This window comes from Enterococcus malodoratus, assembly GCF_027659535.1.
Lineage (GTDB): Bacteria > Bacillota > Bacilli > Lactobacillales > Enterococcaceae > Enterococcus_A > Enterococcus_A malodoratus.
Map to the genome: position 1 here is coordinate 12,069 of NZ_JAQDPG010000006.1, position 17,311 is coordinate 29,379.

At 39.8% G+C, this 17,311-nt stretch carries 14 protein-coding genes; 2 read left to right on the forward strand and 12 right to left on the reverse strand.

All coding sequences use genetic code 11. From position 1 onward, the window contains the following. Positions 1-3 precede the first annotated feature (3 nt). Entirely contained in the window at positions 4-3,516 is a 3,513-nt protein-coding gene (gene mfd / locus PGP85_RS10770) for a transcription-repair coupling factor (protein WP_270327435.1), read from the reverse strand. 105 nt (positions 3,517-3,621) lie between these two features. Beyond that, positions 3,622-4,179 (reverse strand): aminoacyl-tRNA hydrolase, encoded by a 558-nt coding sequence (gene pth, locus PGP85_RS10775; RefSeq protein ID WP_270327437.1) that lies wholly within the window; start codon positions 4,177-4,179, stop codon positions 3,622-3,624. 358 nt (positions 4,180-4,537) lie between these two features. Between pth and PGP85_RS10780 the strand changes: the two genes are divergently transcribed. Both PGP85_RS10780 and PGP85_RS10785 read left to right on the forward strand, forming a co-directional pair. After that, positions 4,538-5,518: an L-lactate dehydrogenase gene (locus PGP85_RS10780; protein ID WP_010741100.1), complete on the forward strand. Its 981-nt coding sequence runs from the start codon at positions 4,538-4,540 to the stop codon at positions 5,516-5,518. A gap of 205 nt (positions 5,519-5,723) precedes the next feature. Further along, positions 5,724-7,130, forward strand: coding sequence for a L,D-transpeptidase family protein (locus PGP85_RS10785; protein ID WP_010741101.1), 1,407 nt, complete (start codon positions 5,724-5,726; stop codon positions 7,128-7,130). Between the two features lie 39 nt (positions 7,131-7,169). On the opposite strand, the gene PGP85_RS10790 is transcribed toward PGP85_RS10785, so the two are convergent. From PGP85_RS10790 to PGP85_RS10835, 10 genes are all read right to left on the reverse strand, one after another. Further along, positions 7,170-7,892 (reverse strand): YebC/PmpR family DNA-binding transcriptional regulator, encoded by a 723-nt coding sequence (locus PGP85_RS10790; RefSeq protein WP_270327440.1) that lies wholly within the window; start codon positions 7,890-7,892, stop codon positions 7,170-7,172. Between the two features lie 68 nt (positions 7,893-7,960). Next, positions 7,961-8,464: a VanZ family protein gene (locus PGP85_RS10795; RefSeq protein ID WP_010741103.1), complete on the reverse strand. Its 504-nt coding sequence runs from the start codon at positions 8,462-8,464 to the stop codon at positions 7,961-7,963. A gap of 63 nt (positions 8,465-8,527) precedes the next feature. Then, the gene (locus tag PGP85_RS10800; RefSeq protein WP_010741104.1) at positions 8,528-9,982 is read right to left on the reverse strand and encodes a C40 family peptidase; all 1,455 of its coding nucleotides are present in this window, start codon (positions 9,980-9,982) and stop codon (positions 8,528-8,530) included. Positions 9,983-10,198: 216 nt separating this feature from the next. Next, a complete protein-coding gene (gene mreD, locus PGP85_RS10805; RefSeq protein ID WP_010741105.1) occupies positions 10,199-10,729 on the reverse strand; it encodes a rod shape-determining protein MreD in 531 nt (176 codons plus the stop codon). Next, entirely contained in the window at positions 10,726-11,586 is an 861-nt protein-coding gene (mreC, locus tag PGP85_RS10810) for a rod shape-determining protein MreC (protein ID WP_010741106.1), read from the reverse strand. The genes mreD and mreC overlap by 4 nt, the downstream gene beginning before the upstream one ends. A gap of 159 nt (positions 11,587-11,745) precedes the next feature. Next, a complete protein-coding gene (locus PGP85_RS10815) occupies positions 11,746-12,384 on the reverse strand; it encodes a thiamine diphosphokinase (protein WP_010741107.1) in 639 nt (212 codons plus the stop codon). Beyond that, positions 12,384-13,034, reverse strand: a complete 651-nt coding sequence (gene rpe / locus PGP85_RS10820) for a ribulose-phosphate 3-epimerase (RefSeq protein ID WP_010741108.1) — start codon at positions 13,032-13,034, stop codon at positions 12,384-12,386. Before rpe ends, PGP85_RS10815 begins: the two co-directional genes overlap by 1 nt. 205 nt (positions 13,035-13,239) lie before the next feature. Next, positions 13,240-14,121 (reverse strand): ribosome small subunit-dependent GTPase A, encoded by an 882-nt coding sequence (gene rsgA, locus PGP85_RS10825; protein ID WP_010741109.1) that lies wholly within the window; start codon positions 14,119-14,121, stop codon positions 13,240-13,242. Positions 14,122-14,394: 273 nt separating this feature from the next. Next, positions 14,395-16,551: a Stk1 family PASTA domain-containing Ser/Thr kinase gene (gene pknB, locus PGP85_RS10830; protein ID WP_010741110.1), complete on the reverse strand. Its 2,157-nt coding sequence runs from the start codon at positions 16,549-16,551 to the stop codon at positions 14,395-14,397. Then, a complete protein-coding gene (locus PGP85_RS10835) occupies positions 16,548-17,291 on the reverse strand; it encodes a Stp1/IreP family PP2C-type Ser/Thr phosphatase (protein ID WP_010741111.1) in 744 nt (247 codons plus the stop codon). The genes pknB and PGP85_RS10835 overlap by 4 nt, the downstream gene beginning before the upstream one ends. Positions 17,292-17,311: the final 20 nt, after the last annotated feature.

The following is a 17,311-nucleotide window of genomic DNA, read 5'->3' on the forward strand; positions in this document are numbered from 1 at the left end:
CACCTATTCTTTGTATTTTTGTTTTCGCAATGCACGTACAAACAAGCTAATTTCTCGTAACCAGACTGCCTCGTCCATTGTTTTCCCAATAGTTAGTTTGATGACCATTTTATCCTTTTCGACACCTAAGGTTGCTTTCATCTTCGTTGCACTCAAGGCTTCAAAAAGCTGTTCAACTTTATAGGCTTTAGTACCGACCTTACTTAACGTCAACACAATTTGCTGCTGACGTTTCACGATACTTTCAACTAAGGCACGATCGCCATCCATTTTGATTTGTCCGACATTCAGCAAGTTGGCCACTTCGTCAGGATAGTCTCCAAAACGATCGACTAAATCGGCCTCTACTTCATCCAGCATCTCCGTACTTTCTAACTCACGAATCCGCTTATAGATTTCAATTTTTTGTCGTTCGTCCTCAATGTAGGTTCCCGGAATATACGCGTCAATTCCTAAATTGATCTCTACTGAAGTTCGCTCGACTTGCGTATTTTTTCCTTGCTTACGGTCAACTGCTTCAGATAGCATTTGAGAATACATATCAAATCCGACCGCATCAATAAATCCATGCTGTTGGGCACCTAAAAGATTTCCCGCACCGCGGATTGACAAATCTCGCATCGCGATCTTGAAACCAGATCCTAATTCTGTGAAGTCCTTAATAGCTTGTAGTCGTTTTTCACTGACCTCATTTAGAATTTTTTGCGGCTCGTACATGAAGTAAGCATAGGCGATTCGATTGCTTCGACCTACACGTCCACGCAATTGGTATAACGTCGATAATCCCATATAGTCCGCATTTTCAACAAACAATGTATTGACATTAGGAATATCCACTCCCGTTTCAATAATTGTAGTAGTAACTAAAATATCGTATTGACCATCAATAAAATCCATTAAGGTATTTTCTAACTGAACTTCTGTCATTTGGCCATGAGCAAATCCAATTTTGGCATCAGGTACTAGCATCTGCAATTCTTCAACTTTTCGTTCAATCGTCTCTACTCGATTATAAAGATAGAAGGCTTGACCGCCACGTGCCATTTCTCGTTCGATAGCTTCCCGGATTGCGCCTGGATTCGTCTCCATCACATAGGTTTGAATCGGATAACGATTTTCCGGCGGAGTTTCGATCACAGATAAATCACGCACACCCAACATTGACATATGCAGCGTCCGAGGAATCGGTGTTGCTGTTAAGGTCAATACATCTACTTGCGAGCGTAATTGCTTCAAGCGCTCTTTGTGTTTTACACCAAATCGTTGTTCTTCATCAATAACTAATAAGCCTAAATCAGCAAACTGCAAATCTTGCGACAAGAGTCGATGAGTTCCAACTACAATATCGACCTGTCCAGTACGAATTTTTTCAATCGTTTCGTTCTGCTGTTTCTTCGTACGGAAACGGCTCAACATCGCGACATTGACCGGAAAGTTTTCAAAACGTTCCGTCATCGTATCAAAATGCTGTTGAGCCAAAATCGTCGTTGGCACAAGAAAAGCAACTTGTTTATTTTCTTTGATTGCTTTGAATGCTGCCCGTAAAGCTACTTCGGTTTTACCGAAACCGACATCTCCTACCAACAAGCGGTCCATCGGGCGAGTCTTTTCCATATCATGCTTGATCTCAGCCGTACTCCGCAGCTGATCATCCGTTTCGGTATATGGAAAAGCATCTTCAAATTCTTTTTGATATTCGTCGTCGGGACCAAAAGCATACCCGCGTTCAGCTTCACGCTTGGCATACAGCTCGATTAAATCGTCGGCAATGTCTTCAATTCTTTTTGAAACTTTGCTCTTGGTTTTGGTCCATTCGCTTCCGCCAAGTTTATTGATTTTCGGTGGTTTGGCTTCGGAAGAAACATATTTTTGGATCAAATTTAACTGTGTTACTGGAATGAATAATTTATCGTCTTTTTGATACAAGATGGACATATAATCTTGATGGACACCATCAATCTCAATCGTCTCCATGCCAATATATTTCCCGATCCCGTGATTCGCGTGAACAACATAATCGCCTGTTTTTAACTCATTATAGCTCTTTAAGCGTTCCGCATTAGAGATGGTTTGACGTCGAGCACGCTTTTTTGTAACCTTTTGGAAAATCTCTCGTTCGGTTACTATGACCAATTTATCTTGAGGCAGCTCAAAACCATTCGTCAAATTCCCCAAAACAATCTGTGTCTGCCCAACTAATAAATCATCCGGTGTTGTTTGAACTGCTGCAATCTCAGCATCCTGAAATTCCTGTGTCAGTTTTTCTTGTCTTTCCTGATCGGATACAAGGAATAAAACAGTTTGTTCTTGTTTTTGCCAACGATCAACTTCCGTTTTAAGCAAAGGCATTTGTCCGAAAAACTGCTGCATCGAACGGTATTGAAAATTATGAATCGCCTCGAAGCGCAGATTTCCCATCCCTTTTTGGAATAACGAAAAAAAGCTGGTAGCTAGTTTGGACTTTTTAATTAGGTCTTGAGCATTCATACCAAAAGTCTGTTCAGAAAAGACACGCATTTCTTCAATTTTTTGTGTATGCCATTCTGCTTCTTCCCGCTCCATCTCACGATGTGTCTCCATCATGCGCGGATAATCATCGACAAACAACAGGCTATCATTAGTAAAGTAGTCCAATAATGAAACTTTTTTTTCATATAATAAGTCAGTATAATATTTTGCTTGCTCTGTTGGAATTCCATCTTCCCAAGAAGCAATTAATTGGCCAAAATAGTCATTTAAGAAATTATAGTCCTCTTTCTCTTTTGTGACCGCCAAACGATTTTGTAAAAGCTGATTTACTTTTACTGCCCCTTGTTTCAAATCTTCTTCAGAAAAAACTAAATCTGTGGTTGGTGTAATCCAAACGTCATTCAGATTTTCTACCGAGCGTTGCGTTTCCGGTTCGAAATAACGTAGTGAATCTACTTCCACATCAAAAAGTTCAACCCGGACCGGGTATTCTGTCGTCAACGGGTAAATATCGACAATGCTTCCTCTCATACTGAATTCACCCGGTTTGCCAACCATCGTTTGTCGTTCATACCCCATCAAAACTAAACGTTGCGCTAAGTTCTCTAAATCAACTTCACTGCCGATTTCCCAATGTAATTGATTGGCTGTCCAAGTCTCCGTCGTCGGCAAGTATTTTCGTAACGCTGCAGTCGGCACAACGTAAATTCCAGATCTTCCTTGAGACAATGCTTGCAGCGTTGATACGCGCTCTGCCCGCGCTTCTGGTGAAGCAAATGCCATTTCTGCTGAAAGTACTTCATCCACTGGAAACAAATGGACATCTTCTACGATCTGTCGCAGTTCATCGGCTAACTGGTTGCTGTAATAAAGATTAGGTACGACGATTACGGTCTGTTTTTGACTTGCCTGATGCGTCGCCGCCATCACTAATGCTTTTGCTGAACCAGAAAGTCCGATCAACAATTGACGTTTCGCTTTTTCATCTAATTTAGCCTGCCACTCCTTTACTAGCGGCAATTGATTTACAAATTCAATCAAATTCATCTTTTTACTCCTTAATCCATACTCACAAAACTGGTTTGTTCTAAGATGTTCGTTACATTTTCCGTTCATTGTAGAACAAATTTTAAAAAAAAGTCATTCGGCACTTTAGTTAAATCGATTCATTGTTTGCAAAAAATCATTTCCTTCAATAAAATCGTCCACTGCATCCGCAGCCCGCGCAACACTGTTTGCAATAGTCGCGGCTTCATCTTTACCAAAGGTACTCAAAACATGGTTTACGACCGTTTTTCCATTTGGTCGTCCGATGCCGATTTTTATCCGATCAAATTCCTGCGTTCCAATATGAGAGATAATACTTTTTAATCCATTATGACCACCGGCACTGCCTTTTTGTCTTAGACGCAGTTTTCCCAGCTCCATATCCAGGTCATCAGCGACTATGACTAATTCTTCCAAATCAATACCAAAGTACGTCATCAACGGACCTACAGCTCGCCCTGATTCATTCATAAAAGTCATCGGCTTCACTAATAGTATTTTCTCACCTTTGACAAAATAATCCGCTACTTCTGCTTCAAGAGTATTTTTCTTAAAAATCGCTCCATGTTCCTTCGCTAAAAGATCCACAACCATAAAACCCGCATTGTGCTTTGTGTTTTCATATTTTTTTCCTGGATTCCCAAGACCTACGATCATTTTCATTGTATTACCGCCTCGTTTTTCTATATAAAAGTTCTTCTTGTATTGAAGTTTATTCCACGTTCATCTGCATGACAAAATGCTGGATAGTCAAATGACTACCCAGTCCAAAATTTTCTTTATACAGTATAACACAAACTAACCTGTAGTGACCGTTTTCAGTGCTTTAAGTCTCTCTTAAGTTTCTGTTATTTTTGAAAAAAGTTTATAGTACCAGCCTCTTGAGCTGTTCACACATGAAGCGTTTTCTTCTGAAACAGCAAAAATAACTGTATTATTAATGAGTAAACTACGTGACAAGTTTCATTAATTAATGGTATCATTCCACTGGAAAAACAAATAGAAGAAGGGATTGGTACACATGACTGCAAAAGCAGCTAGTAAAACCCATCAAAAAGTAATGTTAATCGGAGACGGCGCAGTAGGTTCAAGTTATGCCTTCGCTCTAGTCAATCAAAATATCGCTCAAGAAATCGGTATTATCGATATCGATACCAACCGTACACAAGGAGATGCAATCGACTTATCACACGCATTAGCTTTTACATCACCTAAGAAAATCTATTCTGCCTCTTATGAAGATTGTCATGATGCTGACCTTGTTGTCATCACAGCCGGCGCTCCACAAAAACCAGGTGAGACTCGTTTAGACCTTGTTGGTAAAAACTTACGCATCAACAAGAGTATTGTAGAACAAGTAGTAGCTTCTGGTTTTGACGGAATCTTTTTAGTAGCCGCTAACCCTGTAGATATCTTGACTTACTCTACTTGGAAATTCTCTGGATTCCCTAAAGAACGTGTAATCGGTTCTGGTACTTCATTGGATACAGCTCGTTTCCGTCAAGCAATCGCTGAATTAGTAGACGTTGACGCTCGTAACGTCCATGCTTATATCTTAGGCGAACATGGTGACTCAGAATTCCCAGTTTGGTCACACGCTAACGTTGCCGGCTTACAAATTTATGAATGGGTAAAAGATAACCCAGAAGTTGATGAAGAAGCTCTAGTTAACTTATTCTTCGGTGTACGTGATGCTGCATACGAGATTATCGAGAAAAAAGGTGCGACATTCTACGGTATCGCTGTTGCCTTAGCTCGTATCACACGCGCAATCCTTAATGACGAAAGTGCTGTATTCCCATTGTCTGTTTATTTAGAAGGACAATATGGACAAAGCGATATTTATATCGGTGCACCAGCTGTCATCAATGCAAAAGGAATTCAAAATATTATCGAAATTCCATTGAGCGATGCTGAAAAAGATCGTATGGATGCTTCCGCTAAAGAACTTAAAGAAGTTATGGATAAAGCTTTTGCTGATCTTGAAGCTGAAGGAAAATAGACTTTTTCTTAACCGCAAAGAATATTTTTATTCTTTGCGGTTTTTTTAATATTTACTAACATTTCAAAACATATCACTCGTATTTCAGCCATTCTATGGTATATTTATATTCGGTATATCATTTTGAATAATCGACTACTTTTTAATAGATACACTTCGATAATTAATGAAACCAAATACAGAAAAGCAATGAGGAGTTATTTCGATGACAAGAAATGAAAGAAGAAATTCTCGTGGCCGAACGCGAATCGGTGTGATCGTTGTCTTAGGTTTATTGGTAGTTTTAATTGGCGGATACGCCTTCCGCAGTACATATTACGCTCAAAGGTTCCTACCAAACACGGTGGTTAATGGCGTGAAGATCGATAATTTGACAGTGAGCGAAGCAAATCGAAAAATTACCCGTGAACTGACAGATTCACCTTTCCTAATTAAGATCGATGATAAAAATTGGAAAGAGATCAATCGCAAAGATTTAGGCTGGCAAAATGATTATCAAGCTGGTTTAAAAGCAATGCAGAAAAAACAGAACCCATTTAGCTGGGGCATGCAATTGGTTTCTGCAGCGGACACAAAAGACGTTGATGGAAACACCTTGGATGAAAGCAAACTAAATGCCGTTGGCGAAGCAGTACGAGCAGAGATTACTCAAGCAAACACAACTAGAACAGCTACAGAAAACGCTAAAGTTTCTCGTACAAATGATGGTTTTGAGATCACTCCTGAAAAACAGGGGAACACGATCGATGTTGATGCTGCTGTGAAGGCTTTTCAAGAAGCTGCAAAAACAGGCAAACAGTCAATTAACTTTGATAATTATCTTGCTAAACCAACTATCACCAAAAATGATGCTGATTTGAAAAAGACGATGGAAAAGATGAATGCTGTAGTAAAAATCAAAGCGAATTACAGTATTGATGGAGAAAACTTTCAGATCCCTTCATCTGACATCAATGATTGGTTAGTCGATGACAATGGTACGATGTCTCTTGATCAGGAAAAAGTAAGTGCTTATGTTTCTGGTCTGGGCGAGAAATACAATACCAGCTCAAAACCTACTGATTTTAACAGTACTCGCCGCGGAAAAGTTTCTGTTCCAGCCGGTACTTATAGTTGGACGATCAACACATCAGCAGAGGTCGAAGCACTAACCAAACAAATTTTGGAAGGCAAAGACTTCACTCGTTCACCAATTGTTACTGGTGCGACAACTGCTGACAAACCTTTAATTGATAAAACTTATATTGAAGTGGATTTACAAAACCAACATATGTGGTATTACAAAGATGGTAAAGTTGCTTTAGAAACAGACATCGTCAGCGGAAAACCAAGTTCACCAACTCCAGCCGGTGTTGATTATGTTTGGTCTAAAGAAACCAACAAAACCTTAAAAGGAAAAAATGATGACGGCAGTGACTATGCGAGCCCAGTTAAATACTGGATGCCGATTGATTGGACTGGCGTTGGACTTCACGATTCTGATTGGCAGCCTGCTTATGGCGGCGAACTTTGGAAGACTCGTGGTTCTCACGGATGTGTGAATACACCTCCAGACGTCATGTCAAGACTCTTTGAAATGGTTGAAGTCGGTACACCAGTATTAGTTTTTTAACAAATTAAAAACCAGCGAAATTTTCGCTGGTTTTTTTATTTATTCTGCTGAAGTAAATACTTCTGAGACGTCATCGTCATCCTCTAATTTATCAACCAAATGATCAAGTTTCTCTTGCTGATCTTTATCGAGACTAACAGTCGTTTGAGGTATCATCGTTAACCCCGCTTGTGCTAATTTAAATCCATCTGCTTCCAACTGATCTCTCACACTGACAAAGTCGTCTGCAGCGGTATAAATCTCAAAAACCTCTGGTAGAATTTCCATATCCTCCGCACCAGCTTCTAGCACCTTCTCAAACATCGTATCCTCATCTACAGATAATCCTTCTCGTTCGATCGCGATATAGCCTTTACGGTCAAACATGTAATTGACTGATCCTGTCTCTCCAAGATTTCCACCATTACGCGAAAAAGCCACCCGAACATTTGTCGCTGTTCGATTACGATTATCAGTTAGCGTATGAACTAAGATGGCCACACCGCCAGGCCCATAACCTTCATAAGTAATTTCATCATAGTGTTCACTTTCACCCGCCGAGGTCGCCTTTTTGATTGCTCGATCCACATTGTCATTCGGCATGTTAGCTGATTTAGCCTTATCGATCATTAGTCGCAGTGCAGGATTCGTACTAGGGTCAGGACCCCCGGCCTTGGCCGCCATGTAAATTTCTCGTGACATCTTTTGAAAGATTTTTCCTCTTTTCGCATCTTGAGCATTTTTTCGTCCTTGAATATTGTTCCATTTACTATGTCCTGACATGGTACATACCTCCAATTATTTTATCTCTATCATTGTCCGTCTGAATACAAGTTTCGTCAAGACAAAGCCTATCGGTGCTTCTTGAACTGGTGAAACAACATAATTATTAAACAAGCCGTCAATGCTCCAAAAGAATCTAGCATGACATCTTGAAATAATGGTGTACGTCCACCCGTCAGCATTTGATGAAATTCATCCGTAGCCGCATAGCCAGTTGCAGCCAGCCAAGCGAATAACAGACCTAAGACCGATGACTTTTGCTTCAATTTCGGTGATAATCCTAAGTATAGACTACCGCCTAAAATAAAATAAGTCAGAAAATGTGCCGCCTTGCGAATAAAAAATTCAACAAACTTAACATATCCCTTTGCAGAAACACTGACTTCGCTGCCAGCATAGTTGAAGGAAATACGACTGAGGGATTCTTTAAAAGGTTCATTTGCTAAATATTTTTGGATCAGGGAAACTTGACTTTGCTGTTGATAGGTCATTGAAGAACTGATAAATAGAATCACCATTACTATAACAGCGACTCCTAAATAAAAATTGCCATTTTTCAATTGTTTCTGCATTGCTTTTCCTCCATTAAAAAAACCGGTACGAAATTCGTACCGGTCACGATTAATTAAATTTGATTACATACGAACTGCAAAGCTTGGAGCATAATAGCTTACAGAACTTACAGTAACTGTTTCGCCTGGTTGCGGTGCGTGGATGTATTGTCCTCCACCCATTGCAATCGCTACGTGGTATGAACCACCAGGGCTACCCCAGAAGTATAAGTCGCCAGCTTGTGCTTGATCTACAGAAATACGTGTTCCAGCAGATTCCTGAGGAACTGTCCATCCGCCGATTTCACGACCAGTAGCTTGACGGTAAACATATGAAGTAAAACCAGAGCAGTCAAATCCTCCTGGTGTTTTTCCACCCCATACATATGGTGTACCGATATATTTCATTGCTTCAGCAACAACTCCACCAGTATTTCCTGATGGTGCTGGAGCTGGAGTTGGTGTAGGCGTTGGTGCCGGTGTAGACGGCGTTTGGTTATTTGTTGATGAAGAAGTCGAACCTTGATCACTCGAACTTGAATTTCCTGTATCAGAAGGCGTTGTTGGTGTAGCTCCGCCGCCTTGGAAATTATCTTCACTAGTCGATGCTGTTGAAGATGATTCAGTCGCACTCGATTGTGTTTGTTGCTCAGTTGATGAAGATTCTACTGTAGCTGCAGACTCAGCTGTTGAGCTTTCAGTTGTTGTAGTGCTTGTAGCAGCTTCTTCTTGAGCCTTGCGATCTGCTTCTGCTTTAGCATCTGAATCAGCTTTCGCTTTGCGATCTGCTTCCGCTTTTTGAGCAGCCTCTTGAGCTTCTGCTGCTTTACGAGCTTCTTCTTGTACACGTTGTTGTTCTTTAACAGCAGCATCTTGTTTTTCTTTCAAGCTTGCTTTTTCACTTTCAGCAGTTGCTTGTTGAGTTGCTAAAGTCGTTGTTTGGACATTTAGGTCTGCTTGTTTTGTGATTAAATCACCTTTTTGGCTTTCCAAAGTTGCTTGGTTAGCAGTGATTTGTTCTTGTTGTTTTTGGTTTTCAGCTTGTTTTTGTTCAACTTCTGCTTTATCAGCCTTTTGTTGTTCAACTAAATCGTTATTTGCTTTAACGATTGTTGTCATTGCTTGAACACGACTAACCGCATCAGTAAATGACTCAGCATTCAATACTACGTCAATAACGTTAGAACCTGAAGATTGCTTAACTTGTGTATCACGTGCTTGTTCCTTAATTGTTTCAGAACGTTTTTCGATACGTTTATCCAACGTTTCGATTTGTTTCTGCAACTCTTGTGATTTTTCTCTTAATGATGCTTGTTCGTTTAATAACCCTTGGGCTTTATCGTTAATTGAAGCAACTTCACCTTCTAATGCGTTAATTTGTGATTGCGCATCAGTTTGTTGGTTTTCTAAACTTGAAATTTTTGCATCTTGATCTGCAATCTTACTATCGAATTCATCGGCAGAAGCTGCGGCTGGAGCTGCTAATGCGCTTAATGTCACTGAACATACCATTAATGCTGATAACAAACTTTTTTTCACTCTAATGTCCTCCGACTACTTAGTTTTTATTTTTGAATTTAATTAGACTTTTTTCTAACACATTCATGAGTTTACCACAGCTGTATGTCATCCGTATAATAGCTTTGTTACAAAAACATTTCATTTTACTATTTTTGAGTTACAAATCGCTGCAACAAAAAAACAGAAGATTTTCTCTTCTGTTTTTTTGTATTTATTTAAAATGAGGATTTTCCCTTATATACCAAGCTCTTCCTCTGGCGGTCCAATCAATAATTTTTCTAATGGAAAGATTAAAATGACAAAGGTTAGAATATTAAAAAGCAGTGTTGGCCCTAAATATCGAGGCACAAAAAAGTCGCTGCTGACCCCTGTCAAGCCAAAAATAGTTTGCAACAATAAACTGATCAGTTCAAAGAGCGTTACACTAATGACAACAGTAAAAAAGAGCGTTAAGATGTTTTGTTGAATAGTCTTCTTAAAAAGGTAAAACAGCATAACTAGTAACGGAAAAATTACCGCATAGATACCGATGACACCTATGTAATACAAGTCATACAGAACTCCTAAAACCAACGAAGTTCCCAATAAAAACCGTTCATCAACAACTCGCGAGACAATCAATAAAACTAGCAGTGCCAGATGTGCATTCGCAACATAAACATTGTCAGTCAATGATGCAATGATACGAGTCACATGAGCATCTAGTAAAAATAAGAAAAGTAACAAGAATGGCGTGATATATTTCAAGGTTGTTCGTCTAATCATTCGGTCGCTCCCGCCATTCTTTGGATGATCGTTACAACTGAAATATCATACATTTGCGCGTATGGTTTAATGTAAACCTCGCGATTTAATCCATAACTATCCGGCTTGACCTTAACGACAGTTCCGATAGCAAGATCAGCTGGTGAGTTCCCCCCTAAACCGGAAGTTTGAACGACATCGCCTTCTTTAATGTCTTGGTCACCAGTAATTTCTGACGCAATCAGCTGCTGGGATTTAACATCGTATTTATTCAGCACACCAAAAGAATTTTCTTTATTTGAACTTATTTTTACCGGAAAATGATTACTACTTTTATTATCTGAAGTTAATAATTGAATCTTAGATGAGTGGGCATTCACTTCCATCACACGTCCAATTAATCCCTTTTGAGACATAACAGCCATATTTCCTTCAACACCATCTTTACTTCCCTTGTCCACAATCAGCATATCCTGCCACGTATCAGGTGAACGAGTGATAACATTAGCTGTAACCTTTTCATAACTAGTCAATGTTTGATTCAATTCAAGCTCTTCTTTCAAACGTTCGATCTCTTGAGCTTGATTCTTCGTTTTTTGTTTTACTTCGTCGTATTGATCAACTTCACCTTTTAATTTTTGATTTTCCTCATAGGTGTTAATCAGATTTGAAACAGATTTAACACCGCTGCTAAGCCAACGTCCCGGTGCAGTAATTGTTTTATCAACAACACTGACAGTGTCATTGATGGCTGATTGAACAATATTTGTCTCGCTATCCTTTGCTCTGTTTGCTGCGGTAATCGAGACAGTTGCCACTACAATAATAACAACAACTAATATAATAATGATATTCTTATTTGGATTGAACTTTCTCACTTAGGCACCTCTGAACGCTATAATATAGAATAAATTTTACCACTAAATGAAGGGATTAAAAAGCAACGACTGTTGATTTTAAAGAATTTTAGTATCTCTCATAAAATAAAAAAAGGAGTGGGGATGAATCGTTTCAAAAACGACTCTTCCCCACTCTTTTTAAACATCTCGACTCTGAATCACTGCAATCATTCCTGATGAAAAACTAACCTCAGCTTTCCCTTCCAAAAATTCATTACTAGCTAGGCTAGTAGGCTGCGAAAAATCGACCTCGGCCAATTCATATTTCAGATTCTTCAACGACAGCTTTGTTACAGGTGTCAGACAACAAAAGGCTACATACTTCATACGATCATTCTTTTTAATCTGATATTTCCCAGGAGATAGATAACTTACCACATTACCTTGATCCGCTATTTTGATTTGCGATAGAAACGGAAAGAACCGCGGTTCCACACCTAACCACAGATTCGCTAGCAAATGATCTAAACGTCCTCCCGTCGCACCTATCAAAGTAACTTCTGCATAAGGAAATCGCTCGAAAGCTTTAACTAATGCGAGTTGAGTATCCGTGTCGTCCTTTTCCGCAGGCGAGGTCAACACTTCATCAACTGCATCGAACACCTCTTTTTTTTCATCTTCATTCAACGAATCGAAATCTCCAATTGCTAAGTCAGGCACAATTCCTTGACGCAAAAGAAATAAATTGCCGCGATCGATTCCGATAATTTTTTCAAATTCAGTTGAAAAAGCAGGCCAGTGATTGGGATCACCGCCTGCAACGAGTAAGATCTTCATTAGTCGATTGCTGCTCGCAATGCGTTAATTTTTTCTTGTGGGTTTTCTGCGTCATAAATATACGAGCCTGCAACAAAGACATCAGCACCAGCCGCAGCACATTTTTTTGCTGATTCTGGTTGAATACCACCATCAACTTCAATTTCATAATGATAACCATGTTCTTTACGTAAGCGATCTAATTCGGCGATTTTTTCCACTGTACCTTCGATGAATGACTGACCACCAAAACCTGGATTTACTGTCATCACCAAAATCTGATCTACATCCGCTAAGACGTATTTGATTGATTCAACCGGTGTTCCAGGATTTAGTACAACACCTGGTTTCACACCTGCAGCTTTGATCATTTGAACCACTCGATGAATATGTGGAGTTGCTTCAACATGAGCCATGATGATATCTGCGCCCGCTTTGGCAAAATCATTGATGTAATTTTCTGGGTTGGCAATCATCAAATGGACATCTAGCGGTAATTTGGTGACAGGACGTAAGGCACTCACAACTACCTGACCGAAAGAAATATTCGGCACGAAGTTTCCGTCCATCACATCGATGTGGATATAGTCAACACCTGCATCCTCCACCATTTTCACTTCTTCACCTAGACGTGCAAAATCGGCACTTAAAATCGATGGGGCAATTTTCATAGTATTTACTCCTTTTTCATTTTAATGTATTTATTTTCCTTTACAGGAAAAATAATTCTGTTTTTCAAGCCGGATACCATCCAACTAAATCTCTGTATCTTAAATTAACTTCTCTTGAGTTTTTCTTCACTCTCAAAAAAATGCGAAAAGTTGGACTGACATCCTTTTCCATTTTCTGGAAAATAATTTTGGTTTTCAAATCTAATCACTTATTTTTTTTATAAATAGGACGACGTTTTTCGATCTCTTGTAAAAATTGTAAATAATTATCGTAACGTGTTTGTGCGATCATGCCTTCTTCTAGTCGACGTTTTACTTCACAGCCTGGTTCTTTCACATGTCGGCATTCACGGAACCGACATTCCGGCGCAGCGGCACGAAATTCAGGGAATTCTTTTGGCAGCTCTTCAACAGTAATCTCCAAAAAATCAATTGAACTGAATCCAGGCGTATCAGCTACTAAGCCACCAAATAAATCCAGCAATTCCACATGGCGCGTGGTATGCCGTCCTCGACCCAACGCATCTGAAATCTCGCCTGTTTCCAAATTCAACTCTGGTGAGACATCATTTAATAATGTTGACTTCCCTGCACCTGATTGTCCCATAAAGACGGTTAGTTTACCCACAAATAAATCTGTTAATTTTTGTTTATCTTGTTCACCATCAATTACTGGGTAACCCAATGGTTCATAAACAGAACGAATTTGCTCCACCAATGTTTGGTCGGAGACCAGGTCAGTTTTTGATAAGTAGATAATCGGATGGATATAATTATTTTCCAAGGTTACTAAAAAACGATCCAGCAGATTATATGAAAAATTTGGTTCAACCAAACTAGTTACGATTACCCCCTGATCCACATTGGCAACTGGCGGGCGAACTAACTCATTTTTCCGAGGCAGCATTTCAAGAATGTACCCCTCGCTATTTTCTTCACTGCTAAATACTACTTCATCACCGACTAAAGGAGTTAATTTCCTCTTGCGGAAATTACCTCGTGCACGTGTCTGATGAATCTTTCCCTCACTAGCAACGTAATAAAAACCACTTAAGGCTTTACGAATCTGTCCTTCGATTCGTCTCATCTCCTTTTTTATACAAAACTAATCCAACTTTCAGACCATACTGCTGTTCATTAACCCCTTGCAACTAGGCTAACTCTTAAATAAAAATCATTTTTCTAAAATCAACTTCGATTATCATTGTATTCACTATACAATAACTTTTAGTTTAGCATGTCTATAACATCCTGCTAAACTGACACGTCTTAAATTCATTTTTATTGTAGCATACTTCAAATGCTATTTCAGTACAAATAACCTAAAAACCTTTCCTAAAAAATATAGGAAAGGTTTTTTCTACGGTACTGTAATTGTCTCTTCTTTTTGTACATCTTTTGTCACTACTGCCGTTCCATTACGTCGGACTTCAATGGTGGCAGATCCGCCTTCTGTAGTGGTTACAGATACTGACTGGGATGTGGAAGAGGTGTTCTTATCTAACGGAAAACTCAGAACCTCTGTCAAACTTGATTTTTTAGCATCTTTCAACAAGACAGTGATCTTGTCCTGCTGATCATTTGAGCCAGTAAACTTAGCCGAGATCGTCACATCAAAGGTAGTTTCTTTATTTTCAGAACCTTTAGATATATATACGGTTACGGTGTCACCGGCTTTCAATGAAGAGGAACCCGCACCTGGGTCTGTTCGAATGACCTTCCCTTGTTCCACGTCATCTGAAAATTCTTGCTGCTCAGAATATTTCAACCCTAAATTAGTGATTGTCGCCTCTGCTGTTGCCTTGTCCTGTCCAGTGAGATCATTCAACGTCACATAACTTGAACCTGAACTGACTTTCAAAGTAATGGTATCTTTTGAAGTTAATGCTGTGCCGCTAACTGGGTCTTGACTGATGACTTCCTCCGCTGAAATAGTTTCACTCGATTCGTTCACCCGCTTGATCTGATTGCTTGAAATGCCCAGCTGAAGTAAGCTTGCTTCGGCTTCTGCATAAGTCATCTGGGAGTAATCACCAATTTTTATCGTTTTAGGTCCATTTGAAATACTGAGTGTAATTTCGTCTGTTTTCGGATCGACCTTCGTGCCTTCTTTTGGCGTTTGGCTCAACACTTGATCCACAGGAACAGACTCATCATTCACTTTTTTTATACGAATATTTTTTTCTAAAAATCCGATTCTCTCCAAATCGTCCCTTGCGTCGTCAATTGCATCGCCTTTATAGCTCTTCAAAGTGACTTTCTTAGTCCCTGAACTTATATATAATCGTACAGAACGATTCTTTTTTATCATAGTGCCAGATTCAGGGTTTGTTTTTACTACACGTCCTTTTTTGACCGTGTCGCTTGGGACTTCATCCGCTTTATTATCGACCGTTAGTTTTGCCGCCTTTAATGCCGTACGTGCTTCCGCTTCAGTCATGTCCTTGACTTGAGGAACTGATATCTCCGCGGAACTGCTCATAAGATATCCTACTCCTCCGCCAACTGCTAACATCAACAATAGAAAAATGATAATAAACCATTTTTTGCCTTTTTTCTTTTTCGGCTTTTCTTCAGGAACCGCGGGCTCCTCTTTAGGCTTTTCAGTCTGAATATCTTCTGGTTGAATCGGAGTCAGTACTTTAGTTTCATCTAGCATCGCCGTTGGCTGCCACGGCAACTCGTTTGCTCGCGCAGGGTTCAATGCTGTTGAAAGGTCTGCTGCCATCTCTTCTGCTGTTTTATAACGATCAGCTGGCTCTTTTGCAGTCGCATGCATCACAATATTTTCCAACGCCTGCGGTACTTCAGGATCAAAACCTTTTACTGAAGGCATTTCATCTTGAAAATGTTTTAGTGCAATCGTAACTGCTGACTCTCCGTCAAAAGGGACATTGCCAGTAATCATTTCATACAAAATGATTCCTAACGCATAAATATCTGATTGTTTTGTTGCCATGCTGCCGCGGGCCTGTTCGGGTGATAGATAATGTACAGATCCCAGCATGGAATTTGTTTGGGTCAGAGAGGTTTCAGATAAGGCGATCGCAATCCCGAAATCAGCGATTTTAACCACGCCTGCCTGATCCATCAAAATATTCTGCGGCTTCAAGTCTCGATGAATGATTCCATGAGCATGAGCCAAACTTACTGCAGATAGAATTTGTTCCATAATATCTACAATCTTGCCGTAAGGAATAGGTGAACGCGTTTGAATATATCGCTTCAAGTCCATTCCTTTTACATATTCCATAACCAAATACTGCATACCGCTTTCTTCATCCACGTCATAAACACCAACGATATTCGGATGAACCATTTCGGTTGCCGCTAAGGCCTCTCGCTGAAAGCGTCGAATTGCAGTTTGATCATTTTGAAAGTCGAAGCGTAATATTTTGATGGCAACATCACGATCTAAAATCAAATCGTGGGCCAAAAAGACGTTCGCCATACCACCGCTGCCGATACTAGCGATGACTTTATAACGTCCATTGACCAATTTGCCTATTTCAATCATGGACGAGCCTCCCCTTCAAAATGAATCAGCAAGACAGTAATATTATCCGCACCACCAGCGTCATTAGCAGCATTGATCAATTGTTTAGTTTTGGCTTCCAGTGTTTTGTCACTTTCTACGATTGCCAGAATATTTTCTTCACTGACCATATTGGTCAATCCATCTGAACACAACAACAGATAATCGTTTTGAAGACACTGATGTTCTGAGACATCTGTCTTAATCACACCGGCAATTCCAACCGAACGCGTCAACACATTTTTTTGGGGATGAATTGCTGCCATTTCTTCTGTGATTTCTCCAGATTTCAGCAGCTCATTGACCAATGAATGGTCATCCGTCAATTGTTTTAGTTGATTATTTTGGATTAAATACGCTCTACTGTCACCTACGTGAGCCAAGACAAATTTTTCATCCAATAAAGCGGTACTCACAATTGTTGTCCCCATCCCTTGCATTTCTGGATGAGCAATACCTTCTTGATAAATTGCTTCATTGACTTTTTGAATTTCTGCTAAAAACCACTGAGCTGCTTCATCTGGCTGCGCAATAGTCGAGGTCGACCAAGCAGCGCCTAAACCGTCAACAGCCATTTTACTAGCAACATCCCCAGCCAAATGACCGCCCATGCCATCGGCCAATATTGCTAAATACATACCTGCTTGATTAGTAAAAACATTTGCATAGTCTTGATTCATGTTGCGCCGCTTACCGATGTCTGATTGAAATTGGATCTCCATCCTTTTGTCCACCTCATTTA

What these genes read in the sequence shown, in the direction of transcription:
- mfd (WP_270327435.1), bottom strand. Translation starts at nt 3,516, where the DNA reads ATGAATTTGATTGAATTTGTAAATCAATTGCCGCTAGTAAAGGAGTGG.
- pth (WP_270327437.1), bottom strand. Translation starts at nt 4,179, where the DNA reads ATGAAAATGATCGTAGGTCTTGGGAATCCAGGAAAAAAATATGAAAAC.
- PGP85_RS10780 (WP_010741100.1), top strand. Translation starts at nt 4,538, where the DNA reads ATGACTGCAAAAGCAGCTAGTAAAACCCATCAAAAAGTAATGTTAATC.
- PGP85_RS10785 (WP_010741101.1), top strand. Translation starts at nt 5,724, where the DNA reads ATGACAAGAAATGAAAGAAGAAATTCTCGTGGCCGAACGCGAATCGGT.
- PGP85_RS10790 (WP_270327440.1), bottom strand. Translation starts at nt 7,892, where the DNA reads ATGTCAGGACATAGTAAATGGAACAATATTCAAGGACGAAAAAATGCT.
- PGP85_RS10795 (WP_010741103.1), bottom strand. Translation starts at nt 8,464, where the DNA reads ATGCAGAAACAATTGAAAAATGGCAATTTTTATTTAGGAGTCGCTGTT.
- mreD (WP_010741105.1), bottom strand. Translation starts at nt 10,729, where the DNA reads ATGATTAGACGAACAACCTTGAAATATATCACGCCATTCTTGTTACTT.
- PGP85_RS10815 (WP_010741107.1), bottom strand. Translation starts at nt 12,384, where the DNA reads ATGAAGATCTTACTCGTTGCAGGCGGTGATCCCAATCACTGGCCTGCT.
- rpe (WP_010741108.1), bottom strand. Translation starts at nt 13,034, where the DNA reads ATGAAAATTGCCCCATCGATTTTAAGTGCCGATTTTGCACGTCTAGGT.
- rsgA (WP_010741109.1), bottom strand. Translation starts at nt 14,121, where the DNA reads ATGAGACGAATCGAAGGACAGATTCGTAAAGCCTTAAGTGGTTTTTAT.
- pknB (WP_010741110.1), bottom strand. Translation starts at nt 16,551, where the DNA reads ATGATTGAAATAGGCAAATTGGTCAATGGACGTTATAAAGTCATCGCT.
- PGP85_RS10835 (WP_010741111.1), bottom strand. Translation starts at nt 17,291, where the DNA reads ATGGAGATCCAATTTCAATCAGACATCGGTAAGCGGCGCAACATGAAT.